The 22,246-nt window shown below is 44.8% G+C and carries 22 protein-coding genes and 1 pseudogene; 18 read left to right on the top strand and 5 right to left on the bottom strand.

Going from position 1 to position 22,246, the window contains the following annotated elements:
- Positions 1-43: 43 nt before the first annotated feature.
- The 13 genes and pseudogenes from lpxK (at position 44) to KDM92_RS07970 (ending at position 13,312) form a co-directional block, all read left to right on the top strand.
- Positions 44-1,078 carry a tetraacyldisaccharide 4'-kinase gene (gene lpxK / locus KDM92_RS08030; RefSeq protein ID WP_329603140.1) on the top strand — a complete coding sequence of 345 codons (1,035 nt, stop codon included), beginning with the start codon at positions 44-46 and terminating at the stop codon, positions 1,076-1,078.
- Positions 1,059-1,235 (top strand): Trm112 family protein, encoded by a 177-nt coding sequence (locus tag KDM92_RS08025; RefSeq protein ID WP_212683861.1) that lies wholly within the window; start codon positions 1,059-1,061, stop codon positions 1,233-1,235. The genes lpxK and KDM92_RS08025 overlap by 20 nt, the downstream gene beginning before the upstream one ends.
- Before the next feature lie 7 nt (positions 1,236-1,242).
- The gene (kdsB, locus tag KDM92_RS08020; RefSeq protein WP_212683860.1) at positions 1,243-1,989 is read left to right on the top strand and encodes a 3-deoxy-manno-octulosonate cytidylyltransferase; all 747 of its coding nucleotides are present in this window, start codon (positions 1,243-1,245) and stop codon (positions 1,987-1,989) included.
- A 206-nt stretch (positions 1,990-2,195) separates the two neighbouring features.
- Complete coding sequence (adk, locus tag KDM92_RS08015; protein WP_212683859.1) at positions 2,196-2,852, top strand: adenylate kinase; 657 nt, start codon at positions 2,196-2,198, stop codon at positions 2,850-2,852.
- A gap of 225 nt (positions 2,853-3,077) precedes the next feature.
- The gene (locus KDM92_RS08010) at positions 3,078-5,252 is read left to right on the top strand and encodes a sodium-translocating pyrophosphatase (protein WP_212683858.1); all 2,175 of its coding nucleotides are present in this window, start codon (positions 3,078-3,080) and stop codon (positions 5,250-5,252) included.
- 286 nt (positions 5,253-5,538) lie between these two features.
- Positions 5,539-6,294 (top strand): 3-hydroxyacyl-CoA dehydrogenase, encoded by a 756-nt coding sequence (locus KDM92_RS08005; protein ID WP_212683857.1) that lies wholly within the window; start codon positions 5,539-5,541, stop codon positions 6,292-6,294.
- 110 nt (positions 6,295-6,404) lie between these two features.
- Positions 6,405-7,631: a patatin-like phospholipase family protein gene (locus KDM92_RS08000; RefSeq protein ID WP_212683856.1), complete on the top strand. Its 1,227-nt coding sequence runs from the start codon at positions 6,405-6,407 to the stop codon at positions 7,629-7,631.
- Positions 7,632-7,740: 109 nt separating this feature from the next.
- On the top strand, positions 7,741-8,106 hold the full coding sequence (locus KDM92_RS07995; protein WP_212683855.1) for a guanyl-specific ribonuclease: 366 nt from the start codon (positions 7,741-7,743) through the stop codon (positions 8,104-8,106).
- A gap of 41 nt (positions 8,107-8,147) precedes the next feature.
- Positions 8,148-8,555 (top strand): annotated as a pseudogene (locus tag KDM92_RS07990) (barstar family protein); the annotation flags it as partial.
- Between the two features lie 110 nt (positions 8,556-8,665).
- Complete coding sequence (purN, locus tag KDM92_RS07985) at positions 8,666-9,295, top strand: phosphoribosylglycinamide formyltransferase (protein WP_212683853.1); 630 nt, start codon at positions 8,666-8,668, stop codon at positions 9,293-9,295.
- A 21-nt stretch (positions 9,296-9,316) separates the two neighbouring features.
- Positions 9,317-10,627, top strand: coding sequence for an RsmB/NOP family class I SAM-dependent RNA methyltransferase (locus tag KDM92_RS07980; RefSeq protein WP_212683852.1), 1,311 nt, complete (start codon positions 9,317-9,319; stop codon positions 10,625-10,627).
- Between the two features lie 74 nt (positions 10,628-10,701).
- Complete coding sequence (locus KDM92_RS07975) at positions 10,702-12,000, top strand: mechanosensitive ion channel family protein (RefSeq protein WP_230408239.1); 1,299 nt, start codon at positions 10,702-10,704, stop codon at positions 11,998-12,000.
- Between the two features lie 109 nt (positions 12,001-12,109).
- On the top strand, positions 12,110-13,312 hold the full coding sequence (locus KDM92_RS07970) for a DesA family fatty acid desaturase (RefSeq protein WP_268972800.1): 1,203 nt from the start codon (positions 12,110-12,112) through the stop codon (positions 13,310-13,312).
- Between the two features lie 258 nt (positions 13,313-13,570).
- Here the strand turns inward: KDM92_RS07970 and rpmG are convergent, their stop codons facing one another.
- The 3 genes from rpmG to radC all read right to left on the bottom strand — a co-directional run bounded on the left by rpmG (position 13,571) and on the right by radC (position 14,833).
- Positions 13,571-13,738 (bottom strand): 50S ribosomal protein L33, encoded by a 168-nt coding sequence (rpmG, locus tag KDM92_RS07965; RefSeq protein ID WP_189344774.1) that lies wholly within the window; start codon positions 13,736-13,738, stop codon positions 13,571-13,573.
- Between the two features lie 42 nt (positions 13,739-13,780).
- Complete coding sequence (rpmB, locus tag KDM92_RS07960; protein ID WP_189344773.1) at positions 13,781-14,017, bottom strand: 50S ribosomal protein L28; 237 nt, start codon at positions 14,015-14,017, stop codon at positions 13,781-13,783.
- A 141-nt stretch (positions 14,018-14,158) separates the two neighbouring features.
- Positions 14,159-14,833: a RadC family protein gene (radC, locus tag KDM92_RS07955; protein WP_212683851.1), complete on the bottom strand. Its 675-nt coding sequence runs from the start codon at positions 14,831-14,833 to the stop codon at positions 14,159-14,161.
- A gap of 109 nt (positions 14,834-14,942) precedes the next feature.
- On the opposite strand from radC, the gene KDM92_RS07950 reads away from it, so the two are divergent.
- Positions 14,943-15,398: an FKBP-type peptidyl-prolyl cis-trans isomerase gene (locus KDM92_RS07950; protein WP_212683850.1), complete on the top strand. Its 456-nt coding sequence runs from the start codon at positions 14,943-14,945 to the stop codon at positions 15,396-15,398.
- An 8-nt stretch (positions 15,399-15,406) separates the two neighbouring features.
- Positions 15,407-16,351: a 4-hydroxy-3-methylbut-2-enyl diphosphate reductase gene (gene ispH / locus KDM92_RS07945; RefSeq protein WP_212683849.1), complete on the top strand. Its 945-nt coding sequence runs from the start codon at positions 15,407-15,409 to the stop codon at positions 16,349-16,351.
- 143 nt (positions 16,352-16,494) lie between these two features.
- Here ispH and KDM92_RS07940 read toward each other — a convergent pair whose 3' ends face one another.
- Positions 16,495-17,709, bottom strand: a complete 1,215-nt coding sequence (locus KDM92_RS07940) for a winged helix-turn-helix domain-containing protein (RefSeq protein ID WP_212683848.1) — start codon at positions 17,707-17,709, stop codon at positions 16,495-16,497.
- Between the two features lie 162 nt (positions 17,710-17,871).
- The gene (trpS, locus tag KDM92_RS07935) at positions 17,872-18,942 is read right to left on the bottom strand and encodes a tryptophan--tRNA ligase (RefSeq protein ID WP_212683847.1); all 1,071 of its coding nucleotides are present in this window, start codon (positions 18,940-18,942) and stop codon (positions 17,872-17,874) included.
- 382 nt (positions 18,943-19,324) lie between these two features.
- Between trpS and hemC the strand changes: the two genes are divergently transcribed.
- The 3 genes from hemC to KDM92_RS07920 are packed head-to-tail and all read left to right on the top strand — an operon-like array spanning position 19,325 to position 22,236.
- The gene (hemC, locus tag KDM92_RS07930; RefSeq protein ID WP_212683846.1) at positions 19,325-20,215 is read left to right on the top strand and encodes a hydroxymethylbilane synthase; all 891 of its coding nucleotides are present in this window, start codon (positions 19,325-19,327) and stop codon (positions 20,213-20,215) included.
- Between the two features lie 36 nt (positions 20,216-20,251).
- The gene (locus tag KDM92_RS07925) at positions 20,252-21,034 is read left to right on the top strand and encodes a uroporphyrinogen-III synthase (protein ID WP_212683845.1); all 783 of its coding nucleotides are present in this window, start codon (positions 20,252-20,254) and stop codon (positions 21,032-21,034) included.
- The gene (locus KDM92_RS07920) at positions 21,031-22,236 is read left to right on the top strand and encodes a uroporphyrinogen-III C-methyltransferase (RefSeq protein ID WP_230408238.1); all 1,206 of its coding nucleotides are present in this window, start codon (positions 21,031-21,033) and stop codon (positions 22,234-22,236) included. Before KDM92_RS07925 ends, KDM92_RS07920 begins: the two co-directional genes overlap by 4 nt.
- Positions 22,237-22,246: the final 10 nt, after the last annotated feature.

Raw genomic sequence — 22,246 nt, 5'->3', positions numbered from 1 at the left:
CTCTTTTTCATTGATCTGCACACTTTAAGTAAGGAGAAGTCGCTTGCGCGCCCAACTAGAGTCGTTTCTGATGAAGACGTGGATGAAACGCGGCATTGTCGCAGTGTTACTTTGGCCTATCTCTGCGTTGTTCGGAATCATTTTATATTGCCGATTTTGCTTGCGTTCACTTGGATTGGTTTCATCAACAAAGTTGTCGGTGCCAGTGATCGTGGTAGGGAATATTTTTATCGGCGGAACTGGTAAAACGCCAATGGTGATTTGGTTGGTGAATGCTTTACGCCGAGCTGGTTGGACACCTGGAGTGATTTCGCGCGGCTATGGCGTGAACGTCGAACAAATTCAAGAGGTGCTCGCAGACTCTTCCGCTGCTGTAGTCGGCGACGAACCCTTGTTGATCGTACAGCGGACAGCTTGTCCTATGATGGTAGGACGACAAAGAGTTGCAAGTGCGCAGCGTTTGCTGGATAAATATCCTGAGGTCGATATCATTATTTCGGATGATGGTTTACAACATTATTCCTTGGCACGTGACATTGAAATCGCGATGTTTGATCAACGCGGTATTGGCAATGGATGGCTGTTGCCTGCCGGTCCACTACGTGAGCCAGCGCAAAGATCTCGTGATTTTACGGTTTTGAATTATGCTGGCACTGAGCCCGTTTTAGGCATCGGTGATCCGGTCACTTCGATGCGCTTACAAATTGGTGAGCTCATTCAATTACAGCGAGCCGAAATGCGCCAGTCTTTGTCCACAATTCGCGGAAAAAAAATACTTGCCGCCGCAGGGATAGGAAATCCTCAACGTTTTTTTGATAGCTTGAATGCGCAAGGCATCACGTTTCAGTCGATGCCTCTGGCTGATCATTTTGCGTTCACCCCAGAACTATTTCGGAATGAAGATGCGGAAATCATCCTTATCACAGAGAAGGATGCAGTAAAATGTCGGCAAATTGCGGAGTTACGAGAAGATCCGCGTATATGGTTGGTGCCAGTGACTGCTGAGCTTGATGTGGAATTTGAACACCAACTGCTGAACTTGATTTCGGAGAAAAAGTATGGACGCACGTCTGCTTGAAGTTCTAGTTTGTCCTTTATGTAAAGGTCCTTTAGTTTACGATAAAGCTGTACAAGAATTAATTTGTAAAGCAGATCGCTTAGCGTTTCCAATCCGTGATGGTATTCCTATCATGTGGGAAGATCAGGCACGTGTAATTCCTGTAGAACATCCATAATCAGATCATGAGTTTTATCGCCATTGTGCCAGCGCGTTTGGCATCTACACGTTTGCCAAATAAGCCGCTAGCTGATATCGCTGGTAAGCCTATGGTTGTGCGTACCGCTGAAAGAGCGTTGTTATCTGGCGCTACTCAAGTGGTGGTTGCTACCGATCATGCTGACATTGCCGCCGCCTGTCGTGAGCATGGTGTCGAGGTTCAAATGACACGTGCTGACCATCCTTCGGGCACAGATAGAATTGCCGAAGTAGCAGCTGCCTTGGGTCTGGCAGCAGATGCGGTGGTGGTGAACGTGCAAGGCGATGAGCCTTTGATCGATCCAGCACTGATTGCTGCAACTGCTGCTTTGGTGAATGCGCAGACGCCGATGGCAACTGCTGCGCACGCCATTCATACTGCGCAAGATTTATTTAATCCGAATGTTGTGAAGGTTGTGTTAGATAAATTCTCTCGCGCATTGTATTTTTCTCGTGCAACGATGCCGTGGGCGCGCGATGCATTTGCGCAGAATCAACAAGTTATCCCATCTGAATATCAAGCCTTGAGACATATTGGTTTGTATGCTTATCAAAATCAATTTTTACAAACCTATCCTACGTTATCGATGTCCCCTCTGGAGCAGATTGAAGCTTTAGAGCAATTGCGCGTGCTCTGGAATGGCATTGCAATTGCGGTGCATGTGACTGAGCACAGTCCGGTGGCTGGAGTAGATACGCTTGAGGATTTACAACGCATCAGAACTTTTTTTTGAGCTTGTTATAAAAAACCATGTGCTAGTGGTGCGAAAGCGTTTCAAGCGGAAAAAACTGTGGTAAATTTCGTAAAGAACAAAATAAATGACGGTGAGTTCTCCTCACCGCTAAAAATAAATATCAAGCTTGATTCAAAAAATTATTAAGTTTTGCAAATTGCGATTTGCAGGACTGACAGAATATTAAACTCGTCTAGGAAATAAAAATGCGTCTTATTTTGTTGGGAGCACCCGGAGCAGGCAAGGGCACGCAAGCCAATTACATTAAGGAAAAATTTGGTATTCCACAAATCTCTACTGGAGACATGTTGCGTGCAGCGGTGAAGGCAGGAACACCGTTGGGCGTGGAAGCGAAAAAAGTCATGGATGCTGGTGGCTTGGTTTCGGATGACATCATCATTGGTTTGGTTAAAGAACGTCTGAAGCAAGATGATTGCGCCAATGGATATTTGTTTGATGGTTTTCCTAGAACTATTCCCCAAGCGGATGCCATGAAGGATGCGGGAGTGGCGATTGACTACGTGCTGGAAATCGACGTACCCGATAGCGCAATTATCGAACGCATGAGTGGTCGTCGCGTACATCCAGCTTCAGGTCGTACATATCATGTAAAGTTTAATCCTCCTAAGACTGAAGGTAAGGATGATGAAACTGGTGAAGATCTGGTACAACGTGACGACGATAAAGAAGAGACTGTTCAAAAACGATTAGCGGTCTATCACAATCAAACCGAAGTATTGGTTGGTTATTATGGTGATTGGGCAAAATCAGGTAATCCTGGTGCGCCGAAGTACCGCAAGATTGCTGGTGTCGGGGCGGTCGAAGCAATACGTGACGCGGCTTTTGCGGCCTTGTCAGAGTAAAAAAAGCGGACTTCATGTCCGCTTTTTTTTGTTCCACTACCTTTATTTTTTTTTGATGGAGGCATCGCGCAATTTATTTCCCTAGTTATTTTGTTTCAAGTAGATTCAGTTTTAAAACACATTAAATGTCTGTTGTTCTATTTCGCTTATTTCTATAAACGGTGTGATCAGTGTGAAGTCAAAAGCTAAACACGTTCAACATCAACAAAAATTGGAGGCGTCAACATGGTATTAAGTCTGTGGATTGTTGTAGCGTGTGGAGTGCTAGCAGTGCTCTACGGTTTGATTACAAGAAGTTGGATTTTGAAACAGGATGCGGGAAATGCCCGTATGCAAGAAATTGCGACTGCGATACAAGAGGGTGCTGCTGCCTATTTGGCGCGTCAGTACAAGACAATTGCAATTGTCGGTGTTGTGTTATTTATTGCGATCGCGATTTTGCCTGGTTTAGGAATGACCACTGCGGTCGGCTTTTTGATTGGCGCGGTGTTATCTGGCGCTTGTGGTTTTATTGGTATGAATGTCTCTGTAAGGGCGAATGTTCGTACTGCGCAAGCCGCTACCAAAGGCATGAACCAAGCTTTAGATGTTGCATTTAAGGGTGGTGCAATCACTGGTATGTTAGTAGCCGGTTTGGGTTTGTTGGGTGTGGCACTGTTTTATATGTATCTCACCAGTCGGACTGCGACTGGCGTGTCGCAGCACGATTTGATTAAACCACTAATTGGTTTGGCATTCGGCGCATCGCTGATTTCTATTTTTGCGCGTTTAGGTGGCGGCATATTTACCAAAGGTGCCGATGTGGGCGCAGACTTGGTTGGTAAAGTAGAAGCAGGTATTCCAGAAGATGATCCACGTAATCCAGCTGTAATTGCTGATAATGTTGGTGATAATGTTGGCGATTGTGCCGGTATGGCAGCTGATTTATTCGAAACCTATGTGGTCACTTTGATTGCGACCATGTTACTCGGCGCATTGATGGTAACGAACGCAGTAACAGAAGCAATTGTCTATCCTTTGATGCTGGGTGCCGTCTCGATTCCAGCATCGATTATTGGTTGCGCGTTTGTAAAACATACGCCTGGTCAAAAAATCATGTCTGCGCTCTACAAAGGCCTGTGGTGGGCGGCAGGATTATCATTAATTGGCTTCGCCGTCGTGACCTATATGTTGTTCAAAGACGATGCGATGCGTCATCAGATGTTGATTTCTGCTGTTGTTGGCATCGTGTTGACTGGTTTGATGGTCTACATCACCGAGTACTACACTGGTACCGATTTCAAGCCTGTACGTCATATCGCTGAAGCTTCTACGACCGGACATGGCACCAATATCATTGCTGGACTTGGTGTTTCCATGAAATCGACAGCATATCCAGTATTGGCAGTTTGTGTGGCAATTCTCATCTCTTACAAATTCGGTGGCGGTTTGTATGGTATCGCGGTAGCTGCGACCTCGATGCTGTCAATGGCTGGCATCATTGTCGCTTTGGATGCATACGGTCCTATCACGGATAATGCGGGAGGTATAGCCGAAATGTCTGGTATGGACGAGTCGGTGCGGGCAATCACAGATCCATTAGATGCGGTGGGTAACACGACCAAGGCGGTGACCAAAGGTTACGCGATTGGCTCTGCAGGTTTGGCAGCGCTGGTATTGTTTGCTGATTACACACACGCTTTGAGCTCAGTCGGCCTCGATGTGAAATTTGATTTATCTGATCCACAAGTGATTGTTGGCTTGTTTATCGGTGGCTTAATTCCATATTTGTTTGGTGCGATGGCGATGGAGGCAGTTGGGCGAGCGGCGGGAGCTGTGGTAGTTGAAGTGCGTCGTCAGTTCCGTGATATCAAAGGAATTATGGATGGGAGTGGTAAGCCAGAGTATGACAAAGCAGTTGATATGCTAACAGCTTCAGCAATCAAAGAAATGATTTTGCCTTCTTTGTTGCCAGTTGTTGTTCCTATTTTAGTTGGATTAACTTTAGGTCCTGCCGCTTTAGGTGGGATGTTGATGGGAACAATTATCACTGGTTTGTTCGTCGCGATTTCGATGACGACAGGCGGTGGCGCTTGGGATAACGCGAAGAAGTACATCGAAGATGGACATTTTGGTGGTAAGGGTTCAGAGGCGCATAAGGCAGCGGTGACAGGTGATACAGTTGGTGATCCTTACAAAGATACCGCAGGTCCAGCGGTAAATCCTTTGATCAAGATTATCAATATTGTGGCTTTGTTGTTGGTTCCTTTGTTACCTTTGGTCCCTTGGTTGAAGACTCCTGTGCAGGCAGCGCCAGTGGTGTCTCATAAAGCTGATGTATTGCCGCAGATTGAAGCTCCAGTTGGTTTGGATGTCGTGAAAGTGAATGCGGCATCGGCGAGTGAGGCTGCTTCTAAATAAAGTTGGGCTTATTGGGTTCAATGATTTAGTTACAAACAAATTAGTAGCATTTATTGTAGGTTGGTAGCGGAGAGCAGTGATTGTGATGCAATCACTGCTTTTTTTATTGCTTGTGTATTTTTTCTCTTTCTACAAAGTGAGAAAAGCGAGATAATTGACGTTTACGTTAACGTCATGGCATTCTAGTTGATTGAATTTGATGAAAATTAAATTCAACGAATGTGCTGGGCGAATCTTATTTATCCGAATTTATTCTAAATTTTTCTAATTGATAGCAGAGGAAAGTATGCAAATTCAAGACAATGTATTCATTATCACTGGCGGCGCATCTGGTTTGGGTGAGGCAACTGCGCGCATGATTACCGCAAATGGCGGTAAGGTTGTGATTGCGGATGTGCAAGTAGAAGCGGGTCAGAAATTGGCTACAGAGTTGAATGCAACTTTCGTTAAATGTGATGTGACTCAAGAGGCAGATGGTCAGGCGGTTGTAGCGGCTGCGACAGCGGCAGGCACTTTACGTGGCTTGATTAACTGCGCAGGCGTGGCGCCAGCGGTTAAAACAGTTGGTAAAGACGGCGCGCATCCATTGGAATTATTCCAACGTGTTGTTAACATCAATTTGGTTGGTACCTTCAATATGGCGCGTTTAGCAGCAGAAGCTATGAGTAAAACCGATGCGATTCAAGAAGAGCGCGGCATTATTATCAACACAGCCTCTGTCGCAGCATACGATGGTCAAATCGGTCAAGCTGCTTATGCTTCTTCTAAAGCTGCGGTGGTTGGTTTGACTTTGCCAATGGCACGTGATTTATCGCGTAATGGCATTCGCGTGATGACGATTGCGCCAGGTATCTTCGAAACACCAATGCTGTTGGGCATGCCACAAGAAGTACAAGACGCTTTGGGTAAAATGGTACCGTTCCCATCTCGCTTGGGTAAGCCAAACGAATATGCACAATTAGCAAAATCCATCATTGAAAACATGATGTTGAATGGCGAAACGATTCGTCTCGATGGTGCGATCCGTATGCAACCAAAATAAATTCCGGATATTCGCTTCAAAATGACACTTTTTTGATTTCTTGCAGACATTTATGTTGTACACGAATACACTAGATGCATGGAAAAAGTAGCTTTTGGAGTTGGATAGGAATGAATAGTAATGCCACAACTGGCTTGATCCTGACCGGAGGCGGCGCACGTGCCGCCTACCAGGTTGGGGTGTTAAAAGCGATCTCCGATATCTTGTTAACGCAAGGATGGAGCGCAAAAAAAAATCCCTTCGGAATTATTTGTGGAACCTCTGCCGGTGCCATCAATGCGACCGCTTTGGCTTCTCGAGCCGACCATTTTCAAGAGTCGGTAAATAGTCTCCATCATGTATGGAGTCACTTTGAGGCTGCACAGGTCTATCGTGCCGATTCGTTAGGTGTGATTCGGTCTGGGGCACGTTGGTTGTCCATCATGTCCTTTGGTTGGCTGCTGAATAAATGGCGTAAATCGCCGCCGACCTCATTGCTCGATAATTCCCCATTGGCAGGTTTGCTGCACAGAATGTTGGATATGGAACGCCTTGATCGTGCGTTTGAAACCGATGATCTGCAGGCTCTTGCTGTCACCGCATCGTCCTATACAACTGGTCATCATTTAACTTTTTATCAGACTTTAAAAGACATTGCGCCTTGGGTGCGTAGTCAGCGACTGTCTCAGCGCGACTTTATTGGTGTGCAACATTTACTGGCTTCTTCGGCGATTCCCTTTATTTTTCCATCGATTCCTTTAAATTGGGGTGGTCATCTTGAGTATTGTGGAGATGGATCTATGCGCCAGTTAGCGCCGATTTCTCCAGCAATTCACCTTGGTGCTAGCAAAGTGTTGATCGTCGGAGCCGGACGACTGACCGAACCGCCGAGACAGAATTTTGAAGCTGCAACTTATCCAAGTTTGGCACAGATTGCTGGGCATGCCATGTCGAGCATTTTCTTGGACAGCTTAGCGGTGGATATTGAGCGCTTAACTAGAATCAATAAAACCTTGTCGATGTTGCCTCCGGATTTATTGCAGAAGACACCGTTAAAGCCAGTTGATTTGTTGGTGATCGCGCCATCAGAGCGTTTGGATGAAATTGCGAGCCGTCACACGCAAAGTTTGCCATTACCAGTTAGAACGATGCTTGGTGGGATAGGTGCGACCGATGTGCGCGGTTCCGCTTTGGCGTCGTATTTATTGTTTGAGGCCAGTTATACGCAAGAGTTAATCGCATTAGGCGTGAAAGACACTATGGCAATGCGCGAAGAAGTTATCCAATTTTTTCAAGTGCAATCCGCGGCGCAACATCATGATCATAAGTTAGTTGAGGAAACTGTTGGATTAGAATGAGTAGATGAAGCGGAGCGGTCGGCTTCAAGAAATTTGCTATGCATCTAACATACGATTATGCTATCGCTTCTTTGAATCAAAACAATTCGCTTTGGATGTGCAAATTTTGATGAAAACCTATTTGAAACAATTCGCAGTTCTTTTAGCTTTATGGCTAGGCTTGAGTGTCAATGCTTTTGCCAACGGTATTGCAGATATCTCAGTTCATGATTTACCAAAAGAAGCGCAACAGACGCTGGTATTAATCAAGCGCGGCGGTCCTTTTCCTTATGAAAAAGATGGCTCTACTTTTGGTAATTTCGAAAAGATACTCCCAAAGAAGCAGCGCGGATATTATCGCGAATACACTGTGAAGACACCGTATGCCAGAAATCGTGGAGCTAGGCGCATTGTTACGGGTGGCGATCCACCGTATTTTCGTGAGTTCTATTACACCGCAGATCACTATGCCAGCTTTAAACGCATTAAAGAGTAATGCTTTATTGAGAATGCAAACAAGAATTCTAAATTTGTAATGAGGATGAAATGAGTTTGTTAAGTACGGTTAGTCCGAATGCGGTTCAATCGATCAGAGCTTTCAGAAGCCTAGATTTACAGGCTGAAGCAACTGCGACCGGGCAGCATTTCTTATATGCTAATTGTGGCGACACAAAGAATAAGTTGGAGGTACTTGCTTGTATCGCTGATGCTTTTGGTTTTCCGCAGCACTTTGGACATAATTTTGATGCTTTGTATGATTGTTTGACCGATTTGGTTCACAAGGCAGGACAGCAGAACGGGTTTGTTATTGTGGTAGAACATTTGCCGAATACAGAAGATTTTGACAAAGAACAGCGAGAAACTTTGCTCGACGTGTTTAGAGATGCCTCAGATTATTGGATGAAAAAGAAAGTCGCATTTCGAGTTTTTTATTCCTTCGAGTAGTTCATAGATGCTTAATTAATAGTTAATCTAGTGATATTAAAAAAGCCTGAATTTCGTGGAATTCAGGCTTTTTACTTGGGCTTAGACCGCGACAGAGGTACAATGCCGCAATGAAAAAAATCGTCATCCTTATTTCTGGACGCGGTAGCAATATGCAAGCGATCGTCCAAGCTTCACAATCCCAACAATGGCCAGCGCAAATCGCTGCGGTAATCAGTAACAAACCTGACGCTGCAGGATTGGCTTACGCGGCTGCGCAAGGGATTCCTACTTCCGTCGTCGAAAGCAAGGCTTTTCCTAATCGAGAAAGTTTTGATGCAGCGTTGATGCAGGCGATTGATGGTTTTCAAGCGGATTTGGTGGTATTGGCCGGATTTATGCGTATCTTAACGCCGCAGTTTGTGCAGCATTATGAAAACCGTATCATGAATATTCATCCATCTTTGCTGCCGAGTTTTATTGGTTTACATACTCATCAGCAAGCTTTGGATGCGGGTGTCAAATTTCACGGCGCGACTGTGCATTTTGTGACAGCAGAACTAGATCACGGCCCGATTATTGATCAGGCTTGTGTGCGGATTGAACAGGGCGACACTGAAGATACGCTAGCGCAAAAATTACTTGTCAAAGAACATCAAATTTATCCACGTGCCGTGCGTTTATTCGTTGAAGGCAAATTAGTGGTCGAAGGCAATCGCGTGATTGTTAATGGATCTGACGCAGACACCTGCGCGATCTAATCGTATTTACAGAGGAAGAACATGAGATTACCACCAGCCATGATAGGCCACACTGAAGCCGTATTGCGTGAGGTTTTGCGCTTTACTGGTCCCGCCGATGGCACTTTGTCACGCTATTTTAGAGAGAATCCGCGTCTAGGCGGTCGTGAGCGTGGAGTGATTGCAGAAGCGATTTACGGTTTGTTGCGCAATAAGAGTGTGTATACCAGTTTTTCCGAATCTGGCTCTGGTTCAGTGATGCGTCGTATCACTTTGCTCGGATTAGCTGATGCAGTTGGCATTGATGCACTGGGTGGTTTGACCGAAGAGGAAGATGCTTGGTTGCGTCGCGTCATGGATATCGATCGTGCGCACTTGCCCTTAGCTTTGAAATCGAATATGCCAGATTGGTTGTGGCAAAAGTTGGCGAGCAAATTTGGTGAAGATGAAGCGATGAAATTGGCAAGTGCCTTGAACACGCCAGCGTCTTTGGACTTGCGCGTGAACGCTTTAAAATCCAATCGTGAGGATGTCATCGCTTCGTTGGCCCAGGCACCTATCTTAGCTGAACCGACGCCATATTCTCCATTCGGCTTGCGTGTGATCAAGAAGCCATCGATTCAAAATCTGCCACTCTTTAAGGACGGCACGATTGAAGTGCAAGATGAAGGTAGTCAAATTTTAGCGCAGTTGTTGGGTGCCAAACGCGGTGAGATGGTCGCTGATTTTTGTGCAGGTGCTGGTGGCAAGACCTTGGCGCTGGGTGCCACGATGCGCAATACAGGCCGTTTGTATGCGTTTGATATTTCTGAAAAACGATTAGCTAAACTGAAACCACGCTTAGCGCGTAGTGGTTTGTCGAATGTACATCCGGTCGTCATTGCGCATGAACGTGATGCCAAGATCAAACGTCTGGCAGGAAAACTCGATCGCGTTTTAGTTGATGCGCCATGTAGTGGCTTAGGAACTTTACGTCGTAATCCAGATGTGAAATGGCGTCAGACCCAAGCAGGTGTTGCCGAGCTCAATGTAAAGCAGGCGTCAATTTTGGATAGTGCTGCACGATTGGTGAAAGCTGGTGGTCGTTTAGTGTATGCGACATGCAGTATTTTAGATGAAGAAAATGAGGGCATTGTTGCGCAATTCTTAGCGACGCATCCTGATTTTAGTTTGCTGCCCGCATCGCAAGTTTTAGAAGAGCAAAAAATTCAGCTTGAGATGGGCGATTACTTAAAACTTTACCCACACAAACATAACACAGACGGCTTCTTTGCCGCAGTGTTTCAACGCAATAAAAGTGTCGCGAAAGCTGCTGTAAAAGATGAAGCGAATGCAGATCAGTCTGCAGAATAAGTTGTAGATAATAAAATTATTGAATTTGGGTTTGCGTTTTGGTTAAAGATTTAATTGCAGTCTCCTCTCTATCTATGATGGAAACACATTCATTGTCGCGATTAATTGCTGAGATTTCCGCAGACTTGGGTAATCCAAGTTTGCTCATTCAGGTATTTGCCTTAATGAGTTGTTTTCTCTTGGCTTGGCTTTTATCACGTTCAATACAGCGCTATTTTGCAACCGTAGACCAAAGCTCGGGCGTATTGAAAATTGGTGTTGAGAGTTTTTCACGCGTCTTGTGGCCATTATTAGCCCTAGTATTTTTGTTTTTTGCTAAATTGATTCTTGGCAAATTTCAGCATACCGGATTACTCAAGCTTTTTTTCCCGATTCTCAGCTCGTTCGCTTTAATTCGCTTTAGCTTCTATGTGTTTCGTCGTGCCTTTGTACGCGATGGTACGGTCGGTAATGCGCTGCTTTTGTTTGAAAAAGTATTCGCAACCTTGGTATGGTTAGCGTTAGTGCTGCACTTTACCGGAATGTGGGAAAGTATTTTTCAGGCGCTTGAAGAAATTATTTTGCCGATAGGAAAAAGTAAGGTTTCACTGCTGGCGGTATTGCAGGGGATCGCATCGGTCGCATTGACCGTTGTCTTGGCATTGTGGATTAGCGCTTTGCTGGAAGCGCGATTGCTGCTGATTCCCAATATGCACTCTTCACTCAGAGTTGTGCTTTCGCGTTTGGGGCGTGCTATTTTTATTCTGTTGGCGATTCTGATCAGTTTGTCTTTAGTAGGGATTGATTTAACCGTATTGTCTGTATTTGGTGGCGCATTGGGCGTTGGCTTGGGCTTGGGTTTGCAGCGTATTACGAGTAGTTATGTTTCTGGTTTCATTATTTTGTTTGATCGTAGTCTTTCCATCGGTGACTTAGTGACTGTCGATAAATTCAGTGGCTCGGTAACGCAAATTAACACGCGGTACACCGTGTTAAAAGGTTCGGATGGGATTGAATCTATTATTCCAAATGAGATGTTTGTCTCAAATCCAGTGCAGAACCTCTCATTGACAGATAGATCGGTGGTGCTAGTGACCGATTTTACGGTGGCATACGACACGGATTTAGATAGCTTGTTCCCAGCTTTGGTTGAATTGGTGTCGCAGGTTCCTCGGGTTTCTGCAAATAATCCGCCATCTGCGTACTTACTGCGATTTGGCGCAGATGGATTTGAACTACGCGTGAGCTTTTGGATCGAAGACCCAGAAAATGGTCGAACCAATGTGATCTCTGATGTGAATCGGGCTATTTTGGTGTTGATCCGTGAACGTGGTATTGAATTGCCTTTCCCGCAACGCGAAATCACAGTATTTCAGGCACAAGCGAAAGCTTGAGTTGGAATCAGCGTAGAATAATGATGTTGTTGGGAAATTTTTCGTAGTCAAATCTTATAAAGTGATTTCGCTGGGTTTGACTGCATAATGCATTAGGAGTTGTTATATCTTGAGTAATTTTATTGATTTGGCTGTTGATTTTTTAAGCAATGGTTTTACGCGCGCTTCTGGTTGGCAGGTGTTTATTTTTACGATGGTAGTGACGCATATTACGATTGCTAGTGTGACGATCTTTTTACATCGTTGCCAGGCGCATCGCGCGTTGGAATTACATGCGATCCCGAGTCACTTTTTCCGTTTTTGGCTGTGGTTGACTACAGGTCAGGTAACAAAGGAATGGGCAGCGGTTCATCGTAAGCATCACGCAAAATGTGAAACTGAAGAAGATCCACATAGCCCAGTAACACGAGGTATTAAGAAGGTTTTGTTAGAAGGTGCAGAACTGTACCGGATCGAATCAAAGAATCTAGAAACCATCAATAAATACGGTCATGGAACACCAGACGATTGGATGGAGAGAAATGTCTACACCCGTTTTAGTTGGCAAGGCGTGGCTTTGATGTTGATCATTGATTTCATGTTGTTTGGTGTGATCGGCATTACCGTTTGGGCAGTACAAATGATGTGGATTCCTATTACTGCTGCTGGAATTATTAATGGTATTGGTCACTATTGGGGCTATCGCAATTATGAATGTTCCGATGCGGCAACGAATATCATGCCTTGGGGTATTTTGATTGGTGGGGAAGAGTTACATAATAATCACCACACATTTGGTACCTCTGCGAAGTTGTCATCAAAATGGTATGAGTTTGATATTGGTTGGGGTTATATTCGTACACTAGAGATTATCGGTTTAGCGAAAGTCAAAAAAGTAGCGCCGCAGCCAAAATTTGATGCTGCGAAAATGGTTGTTGACGTTGAAACTTTGCAGGCGGTGATTACGAATCGTTACGATGTGATGGCTAAATATGCGAAGTCTCTGAAGAAAACTTGGCGTGCAGAATTGCAGCAGTTGCGAGATAAAGCACAATTCGAAAAGAGTTTCTTGAAGGCAGCGAAGAAGAGTTTGCAACGTGAACCAGCAAAGCTCGAAGCGCCACAAAGAGAACAGTTATTAGAATTATTTGCACATAGTGCTGCTTTGAAAACGATGCATGACATGCGTGTCGAATTGAATGCAATTTGGGAGCGATCAAGCGCTACCCGCGAGCAATTGGTCGCTCAACTGCAAGACTGGTGCCAGCGTGCTGAAGCATCTGGAATCAAGACCTTACAAGAGTTTTCTTTGCGTTTGAGAAGTTACGCTTAAGAATTTGGGAATTTAAAAATGGCGCGATGAGCGCCATTTTTTTCGTCTAATGAATTGTGAGTTGAATCGAATGATGACTTGATTTTTTTAGAGAACGGCTACTTTCGGATTCAATATTTGAGCGATGGAAGTGTTTTGTGGCGACGCCATATTCATTACAAGAATCTAGATCTAAACTTTCATTTTTCGCTAGGCGAAAAAAAACCTGCGAAATTCGCAGGTTTTTTAGACTTTCTACAAAACAATATCAAATAATAATTACTTGATTTTTGTTTCTTTGTAGATAACGTGCTTACGTGCTTTTGGATCAAACTTCATGATTTCCATTTTTTCAGGCATCGTACGTTTGTTTTTTGATGTCGTGTAGAAGTGACCCGTGCCTGCAGTCGATTCTAATTTGATTTTGTCGCGACCAGTTTTAGCCATGATATTTTCCTAACAATGAGTTCTGTACTAAGCAGAATCTGCTTAAACTTTTTCGCCGCGAGCACGTAAGTCAACTAAAACAGCATCGATGCCGATTTTGTCAACTACACGCAAACCTGCGTTAGACAAACGCAAGGAAACCCAGCGATTTTCTGATTCTACGAAAAAGCGGCGATTTTGCAGGTTAGGCAAAAAACGACGTTTAGTTTTGTTGTTCGCATGGGAAACGTTGTTGCCAACCATTGGCCCTTTCCCAGTAACTTGGCATACACGCGCCATGTTTAGCTCCTTAATGATTTCCGAAATTGGAAAAAACGAAAGTATATCCAAAAAACTTTGAAATATCAACGACTTGTGAAAAATAATTGTGTCTTTGTTTGATTTTAAAATTTAACAATTTGATTTTTCCCTATGAGGAACTTAGATTTGACCATTTTCTGCGAACGAATAAACGGTGTTGTTAGCGACGATAAAATGATCTAAGACGCGAATGTCGACCAAAGATAATGCAGATTTTAGTGTTTGCGTAAGGCTGAGATCAGCTTGACTGGGGTCGGCAGAGCCAGATGGATGGTTATGCGCCAAAATGATGCTGGCTGCGTTGTGTGCTAGCGCGCTCTTGATTACTTCGCGTGGATAAACGCTAGCGTGACTTAAGCTGCCGCGAGAAAGCTCTTGTGTAACCAATAAGCGGTTTTTAACATCGAGAAACAAGACGGTAAATGACTCGTAATGTTTGTTGCCAATTTGTAGCTGCAAATATTGTTTGACCGCTTGCGGTGATGATAGCGATGATTTGCTTTCTAGCTCTTCAGAAATTGAGCGTTTCGCCAGCTCTAGCACCGCTTGTAGTTGCGCATACTTGGCACTGCCAAGTCCATGTACTTTGGCGAACTCATTTAGATTCGCGCTAAATAGCGCTCGTAACGAGCCAAATTGTGAAAGCATGTCGCGTCCAAGGTCGACAGCGCTTTTCCCTTTAACGCCGACGCGTAGAAAGACAGAAAGTAATTCCGCATCAGATAATGCCGCCGCGCCATACTTGATCAAACGTTCGCGTGGTCGTTGATCTTCGGGCCAATGATTAATTCCCATGGTATTTCTCAGCTTTCCTTGGTCGCGGGCAAAGCATTTCCATCTGGACTGCCTTACAATAGCGCTTTGTATTCAATAAAACTCAGTTGAACTAAGTTAAAAATATATTATGTCTGAAAAGTCTATACTTGTCGTTAACAATGGTGCTTATTTAACGTTGCACTACCGGCTCGCAACTCTTGATGGAGAAGATATCATTTCGACCTTTCATGAGAGTCCTGCTACTTTATTGTTAGGGCAAGGGCAATTGGCGCCTAGCTTAGAACAAGCTTTGTTGGGCTTGGAAGAGGGCTCGCACACAACGCAAGAACTAGCACCTGAGCAAGCTTTTGGTTTGCGCAATCCAGATTTGATTCAACGCGTGTCTTTAAAAACGTTGCGTGAAAATTCTGCTTTTGGCGAAGAATTTAAAGTTGGTGATTTGATTGATTTCTCAGCACCGTCCGGCGGTAAATTTGCTGGGGTAATCCAAGAGTTGGATGAGGAATCTGCTCTATTTGATTTTAATCATCCGCTGGCAGGACAGCGCGTACTGTTTGAAACCAAAATTATTGGTATTTTGTGAGTGCTGCCATGAGTGAAATTAATCAAGAAATTTTATTGGCTCAGCCACGTGGTTTTTGTGCTGGCGTTGATCGTGCAATTGATATTGTTGAACTTGCTTTAGCGCAGTTTGGTGCGCCAATTTATGTGCGACATGAGATTGTGCATAATGCTTATGTCGTCAATGACTTGCGCCAAAAAGGGGCTATTTTTATCGAAGAATTGGACGATGTTCCTGCCGGAAATACGCTGATTTTTTCGGCTCATGGTGTTTCACAAGCGATACGCGAGGATGCAGAGCGACGCGGTTTAAAGATTTTTGATGCGACTTGCCCGTTGGTGACCAAAGTGCATATTGAGGTTTCTAAAATGCGCAAGGAAGGCCGTGAAATCATTATGATCGGTCATCAGGGACATCCAGAAGTCGAGGGAACGATGGGGCAAAGCGAAGGTGGAATGTACCTTGTCGAGACAGTTGAGGATGTCGCTAAGCTGAACGTGACTGATCCTGCATTGTTGGCCTATGTGTCGCAGACTACTTTGTCGGTCGATGATACCGCCGATATTATTGCCGCACTCAAAGCCAAGTTCCCTTTGATCGCGGAGCCGAAGAAAGGTGACATCTGTTATGCCACGACTAATCGTCAAGCTGCAGTCAAATTTATGGCGCCGCAAGTTGATTTGGTGCTTGTAGTTGGTAGCAAAAATAGCTCAAATTCCAATCGTTTGCGCGAAGTCGCCGAGAAAATGGGAACGACTGCTTACATGGTGGATAAAGCTGAAGATATTAATCCGCAGTGGTTAGTCGACTGTGTTCGGGTCGGTGTTACCGCGGGTGCTTCTGCTCCAGAGATTTTGGTGAATCAGGTAATCGATCAACTGAAGGAATTTGGGGTAAAAAGTGTGCGCACTTTAGATGGCGAGGAAGAAAATGTGACCTTTCCTCTCCCTAAAGGCTTAAATAAAGCCAACTAACAAGCACAAGAACACAATAAATGTGTGCCGGACTAATGTGGTCAGGTAACACCTTGGTGCCCCAACTAAAAATACTAGCAAAGTTCAGTTCATTTAGAGCTTATTATGGCTGTTCTTTTGCTAGCGTTTGGACGCTACTAAATTCATTGCAAATTTTGTTGAAGCAGCGCTTTTAAATCGAGATTGTCACAGCGTTTTAGTGCTATTTGTGGTGTGTTATGCCAGCTAGCAAATGCCCGCAGCGTTTTTGCCAAGTCTTTAGCGAGTGCCTCGCTAACTAAAACTTTTTCTTCCAGATGCAGTGCTTTAATTTCTAATACGCATTCTTTTCGATGTGCTTTTGCATCGACGCGACCAATCAATTTTCCGCGTCTTAAGATTGGTAAAGTAAAGTAACCAAATTGGCGTTTCGGCTCGGGGGTATAGCATTCAAGTCGGTAATCAAATCCAAACAATTCTGCTGCACGCTTTCTATCCCATACTACGGGGTCGAAGGGTGAAAGTAAGCAGGTGTGGCTTGCACGTAACTGACCTGCTAATGCTTCCTCAATCAAGTCTTGGTGATCTGGATGGAAGTAAGCAATCTCGTCCCACCCTTGGACTGCAATTTTTCTGAGTAAGCCTTGCTCATACAAATTTTCTGCTTGTAATGCGGGTGCGAGTTTTTTCATGCGGAAGTAATCAGCAATCCAGTTTGCCTTGCAGATGCCTAAAGCTTTGACTGCATCCAATACTTGCAGGCGTTGTGCATCGACTAAATTGCCTAGATCACGTTTGTCATTCCATGTTGGATGGACGCGTTCAGTTAAGTCATAGACACGCTGAAATTTCTGACGTCTTGCTACCATGACTTTGCCAGTAGTGAATAATAATTCGAGCGCACGCTTTTCTGGCTTCCATTCCCACCAGCCACTTGACTTACCATCCTTGCGTTCAAAATCCGCAGAGCGACAAGCGCCGAACTCTTTGATGTGCTTGAGAACTTGTTGAACCTGACTGCCATTTTCTTTCAACCAAGCTTGATTGAACTTCCAGCCCATAGACTCGGGGTTGAGCATTTGATGGCGATAGCGAGCAAAGCTTTCTATCGGTAAAAAGCAGGCTTCGTGCGACCAATATTCGAATAGTTGGCCTTCATCCAAATGTTGTTCTAACCATTCTGTTTGGTAGTCACCAAGCCTACTCCAAAGCACTAAATAAGGACTACGTGCGACCACGCTAATGGTGTCAATTTGTAGCACACCCATGTTTTGGATTGTTTTTAAAACCGCTTCTTTATCCGCACGCTGCTTTCGTGGGTGTAATAAACCTTGTGCGGCGAGATGAATGTGCCTAGCGGCGGTTATGCTCAGTTGCATGACTTCTTCTTACATAAGTGGAAGTAAAGCATCAAGCATAACCGTAGAGTTGCAGCGTGTGTGCAGATATTGGTGAATTTCGATTAGCCAGACGCACTGCTTTGTGAAAATTCAAGCTGTCTGCTCCGTTAGGGGGCAAGGTTTTTCTCTATCTTTGCAGAATTAGAAATGCTTTAAGCCTATTGCTGCTTTGACTTCATCATTGGTTTTTGCGGCGACTTCACGTGCACGATAAGTGCCCTCTTTGAGTAACTGTAGAACATGCCCACGGTCTTTCTCATATTCTTGGCGACGTTCACGAATCGGACGCAACATGTCTTGCAAAATACCTTCAAGACGTGCTTTGACTTTGCTATCTCCAAGACCGCCGCGTACATAGTGATCTTTCATCGCTTGCAGCGCTTCTTTGTCTGTATCAAACGCATCAAGATAAGTGAAGGCCACATTGCCTTCTAGGTGACCAGGATCTTCCACTTTTAGGTGTAAAGGATCGGTGTAGACATTGCGAACTGCTTGTTTGATTTCTGCTTCGCTGGCACCGAGATTAATCACGTTGCCGAGCGACTTACTCATTTTCGCTTTGCCATCGATACCCGGCAAGCGACCAATTTCAGGCACAAGTGCTTCGCACTCAACCAAAATGTCCTTCTTTGCCAAGCGGTTAAAACGACGTACGATTTCATTGGTTTGTTCGATCATTGGGATCTGGTCCTCACCCACTGGCACTAAGCTAGCTTTGAAGGCGGTAATGTCGGCGGCTTGACTGACTGGATAGGTGAAGAATCCTGCCGGAATATCGCGTTCGAAATTACGTAAAATGATTTCTTGCTTAATTGTTGGATTACGTTCTAAGCGTGAGATCGTAACCAAATTCATGTAGTAAAACGTGAGCTCAGTCAGTTCTGGGATTTGTGATTGAATGAAAATCGTCGATTTGCTTGGATCAATCCCTACCGCCAAATAATCGAGTGCTACTTCGATCACATTGTTATGGACTTTGGCTGGATCATCCATGTTGTCGGTTAAGGCCTGAGCGTCAGCAATCATGATGTATTGCTTGTATTGATTTTGGTATGCAACGCGGTTGCGCAAGCTGCCAACAAAATGACCAAGATGCAATGGACCAGTTGGACGGTCACCAGTCAAAATCAAGTGCTGTTTATTTGCCGATGGTTGATGTGAAGCTTGAGATGCTGCGCCGACTTCAGTGGAATTTGCTGCTTGCTCGCTCATGGGTAATCCAAAAAATGTTGGGAATGAAAAATAGGTGGTCGAAAATAAAAATGCCGCGCTTACTCAGAAGGGCGGCATCAGAAATCCTGTATTTGCTATGGTCGAAATTGGGTGCCACCCTTATTTAAAGGTGATTCGCCAATAGTTACTAATCTTACTGATGAGTTTGAATCTGCATTTCATGCGGTCATAATGCCGTTTTTCACTGTTTTTTGTCAAGATTTGTCTATCTGCTCATGGTAAAATCGCGCGCTTAGATCCGTGATGACACAAACTATTGCTTGCCAACATTTTGTCTTTTTGAATAATAGATTAGAAAGCTTTTGAAGTGAATTCTGCACCGACCAAACTTATTATCGCTTCTCGCGAAAGCCGTCTTGCTATGTGGCAGGCAGAAAATGTACGTGATCGTTTGCGTGCACTGTATCCTAGCTGTGATGTGCAAATTTTGGGCATGACGACACGAGGCGATCAAATTTTAGACCGCGCATTGTCAAAAGTAGGTGGCAAGGGTTTGTTCGTGAAAGAATTAGAAGTGGCAATGGAAGAAGGGCGTGCTGATTTGGCGGTGCACTCGCTTAAAGATGTTCCAATGGAATTGCCGGAGGGCTTCTCATTGGCGGCGATCTTGCAAAGAGAAGATCCGCGTGATGCTTTTGTGTCTAATCAGTATGGATCTTTGGCAGAATTGCCTGCTGGTGCGATTGTTGGTACTAGTAGTTTGCGTCGCCAAGCCTTAATCTCAGCTCGCTTTCCTCATTTGATTATTAAACCATTGCGTGGCAATTTGGACACGCGTTTGCGCAAGTTAGATGATGGTGAATATGCTGCGATTATTTTGGCTGCGGCTGGTTTGAAACGATTGGGCTTGCCAGAGCGAATTAAGACATTCTTGGAGCCAACCGAAAGTCTGCCCGCAGCGGGACAGGGTGCGATGGCAATTGAAATTTTATCGGCACGACAAGATCTATTTGATGCATTAGCACCTTTGAATGACTTGACTAGTTCGCAAGCCGTTTCGGCGGAACGCACGGTATCCAAAGCTTTTGGCGGCAGTTGTCAGATTCCTTTAGCTGCATTTGCGCAGATCAATGATGACCAAATGTACTTGCGCGCGATGGTGGCGACGCCTGACGGTAGTCAGTCATGTCAAGCGGAAGTGCATGGCAAGGCAGAAGATTTCAATGAATTGGGACTGCAAGTAGTCGCTAGCTTGCGTGCGCAAAATGCCGATGCGATTTTGGCTGTCTGTCGCGAATCTGAGCACGCTTGAGATTCTCGGTTGAAGCATAGAAACCTAACGATAGCGATGTCAGCGCCGAAGGTAATCATTACGCGTCCAGCACACCAAGCGCAGAATTTGCAAGTTTTGCTAGAGACAGCGGGGCGCTCGGTGGCTGTATTTCCATTGTTTGAGATTGCGCCGATTGCGCATAATCCTGTGCTTGATCAGGCATTACTGAACTTAGCCAGTTATGCCATGGTCGTGTTTGTTAGTCCAAATGCGGTCGATGCTTTTTTTATGCGTCAAGCCTCCGATTGGCGTTGGCCGACTGAAGTGGCAATTGCAGTGGTGGGCGCTGCTAGCAGACAAGCTTTATATAAACATGGTGTCGATGATCAGTCTGTGCGTATTTTTAGCCCGAGTAATACGGAGCGCACTGATTCTGAAACCTTATTGCCTGAGCTTGATCTGCCAGCATTAAAGTCAAAAAAAGTATTCATTGTTCGTGCAGATTCGGGACGAGATTTTCTAGCGGATAGTTTGCGTCAAGCCCAAGTTGAAGTGCAGGCAATTACGGCGTATCGACGTGTGACGCCTCAATTTGATGCAACCAAGCAGCAGGAATTACAGATTTACTTAAATGCAGGATGTGATTGGGTTATTACTAGTTCTGCAGTGCTCAGCACTTTGCTCAATTGGTGTGCTCAGTTAGATCAAGCAGATGCAGTCGCCAAAATGCAACAACAACATTTGTTTGTACCTCATTTTCGTATTGCAGAGCGTGCAAGCGAATTAGGATTTAAACACGTACGTCTAACCGCTTCAGGCGACGAAAAGCTCTTACTCGCGTTACAATCACCATTATGACTGAACAAACATCTTCTAACGACGCCATGTCAACGACCAATAATGCGACTGAAGTCAATGCGGCAGCTACGACTGCCACAGTAAATGCTTCTGTGGATAATTCACAGGCAGCTGTGGGTACGAGCACGTATGCAGCTGCAGGAAATACCAACGCCGGCAATGCCAATAACATCCCTTATATTTTGTCGGGTGTGTTAGCACTGTTATTAGCGGCACAATGGTACAGCGCTCAGAATCAAATGACCACTTTGCGAGAAGAAGTGGCGCGGCGTCTACAAACGGCTGATATCAATAATAGTGAGATTAAAGGAATTGCAAAAAGCGTGCAGGAATCGTCGCGCGATATGCAAGCTAAAGTCAGTGTGCTAGAAGCCAAGCAAACTGAGGCGCAAGGTCAACAGCTTGCGCTTGAACAGTTATACCAAGATTTATCGAAGAGTCGCGATGAATGGGCACTGGCAGAAATCGAGCAAGTGTTAGCAACCGCGAGTCAGCAACTGCAATTAGCCGGAAACGTGCAAGGTGCATTGATTGCGTTGCAAAATTCCGATGCGCGTTTGGCGAAGGCGGAAAAAACCCAATTTATCGCCGTGCGTAGAGCGATCGCTAAAGACATAGAAATGCTTAAAGCGCTACCACAGCTAGATATGACCGGTTTGGTGTTGCGTTTGGATAGCGTGATCGCGCAAGTTGATAATATCCCTCTGTGGTCAGATGAAAAACCGCCGGTGGTATCGACACCGCCGAAAGCGCCATTGCGGGTGCTGCCGAAGTCGGTCAAGTCCAAAAATGACAAAGCCGAAACTGCTACTGAATTGACATTCACTGCACAATTGCAGGATCGTTGGCAGAGTTTTTCAAGTGAAATGTGGAGTGAGATGAAGCAGTTGATTCGCGTGCGTAATGTTGAATCACCAGATGCGCTTTTGCTCAATCCTTCGCAAGCCTATTTTGCCAAAGAGAATTTAAAGTTACGTTTGCTGAATGCCCGTTTAGCTTTGTTATCTCGTAATGAGGGAGCATTTCGTAGCGACATGATCTCTGCGCAAGATTTGATTTCTAAATATTTTGATGTGCGTTCAAAGCAAGCACAAACTGCGCAAGCTTTGTTGAAGCAGATTCAAAGTAATAATTTATCGATAGAAATGCCGGCATTAACAGAGAGCCTGAATTCTGTTCGCAATTTCAAGGTAAAACCTTAATCTGACCATA

It is taken from the genome of Affinundibacterium baiyunense (assembly GCF_018139645.1).
Taxonomy (GTDB): Bacteria; Pseudomonadota; Gammaproteobacteria; order Burkholderiales; family Burkholderiaceae_D; genus Undibacterium; species Undibacterium baiyunense.
Note: the sequence above shows the minus strand (reverse complement) of the source record. Positions and strands in the feature narration are given on the sequence as shown.

What these genes read in the sequence shown, in the direction of transcription:
- KDM92_RS08025 (WP_212683861.1), top strand. Translation starts at nt 1,059, where the DNA reads ATGGACGCACGTCTGCTTGAAGTTCTAGTTTGTCCTTTATGTAAAGGT.
- kdsB (WP_212683860.1), top strand. Translation starts at nt 1,243, where the DNA reads ATGAGTTTTATCGCCATTGTGCCAGCGCGTTTGGCATCTACACGTTTG.
- adk (WP_212683859.1), top strand. Translation starts at nt 2,196, where the DNA reads ATGCGTCTTATTTTGTTGGGAGCACCCGGAGCAGGCAAGGGCACGCAA.
- KDM92_RS08010 (WP_212683858.1), top strand. Translation starts at nt 3,078, where the DNA reads ATGGTATTAAGTCTGTGGATTGTTGTAGCGTGTGGAGTGCTAGCAGTG.
- KDM92_RS08005 (WP_212683857.1), top strand. Translation starts at nt 5,539, where the DNA reads ATGCAAATTCAAGACAATGTATTCATTATCACTGGCGGCGCATCTGGT.
- KDM92_RS08000 (WP_212683856.1), top strand. Translation starts at nt 6,405, where the DNA reads ATGAATAGTAATGCCACAACTGGCTTGATCCTGACCGGAGGCGGCGCA.
- KDM92_RS07995 (WP_212683855.1), top strand. Translation starts at nt 7,741, where the DNA reads ATGAAAACCTATTTGAAACAATTCGCAGTTCTTTTAGCTTTATGGCTA.
- purN (WP_212683853.1), top strand. Translation starts at nt 8,666, where the DNA reads ATGAAAAAAATCGTCATCCTTATTTCTGGACGCGGTAGCAATATGCAA.
- KDM92_RS07980 (WP_212683852.1), top strand. Translation starts at nt 9,317, where the DNA reads ATGAGATTACCACCAGCCATGATAGGCCACACTGAAGCCGTATTGCGT.
- KDM92_RS07975 (WP_230408239.1), top strand. Translation starts at nt 10,702, where the DNA reads ATGATGGAAACACATTCATTGTCGCGATTAATTGCTGAGATTTCCGCA.
- rpmG (WP_189344774.1), bottom strand. Translation starts at nt 13,738, where the DNA reads ATGGCTAAAACTGGTCGCGACAAAATCAAATTAGAATCGACTGCAGGC.
- rpmB (WP_189344773.1), bottom strand. Translation starts at nt 14,017, where the DNA reads ATGGCGCGTGTATGCCAAGTTACTGGGAAAGGGCCAATGGTTGGCAAC.
- radC (WP_212683851.1), bottom strand. Translation starts at nt 14,833, where the DNA reads ATGGGAATTAATCATTGGCCCGAAGATCAACGACCACGCGAACGTTTG.
- KDM92_RS07950 (WP_212683850.1), top strand. Translation starts at nt 14,943, where the DNA reads ATGTCTGAAAAGTCTATACTTGTCGTTAACAATGGTGCTTATTTAACG.
- ispH (WP_212683849.1), top strand. Translation starts at nt 15,407, where the DNA reads ATGAGTGAAATTAATCAAGAAATTTTATTGGCTCAGCCACGTGGTTTT.
- KDM92_RS07940 (WP_212683848.1), bottom strand. Translation starts at nt 17,709, where the DNA reads ATGCAACTGAGCATAACCGCCGCTAGGCACATTCATCTCGCCGCACAA.
- trpS (WP_212683847.1), bottom strand. Translation starts at nt 18,942, where the DNA reads ATGAGCGAGCAAGCAGCAAATTCCACTGAAGTCGGCGCAGCATCTCAA.
- hemC (WP_212683846.1), top strand. Translation starts at nt 19,325, where the DNA reads ATGTGGCAGGCAGAAAATGTACGTGATCGTTTGCGTGCACTGTATCCT.
- KDM92_RS07925 (WP_212683845.1), top strand. Translation starts at nt 20,252, where the DNA reads ATGTCAGCGCCGAAGGTAATCATTACGCGTCCAGCACACCAAGCGCAG.
- KDM92_RS07920 (WP_230408238.1), top strand. Translation starts at nt 21,031, where the DNA reads ATGACTGAACAAACATCTTCTAACGACGCCATGTCAACGACCAATAAT.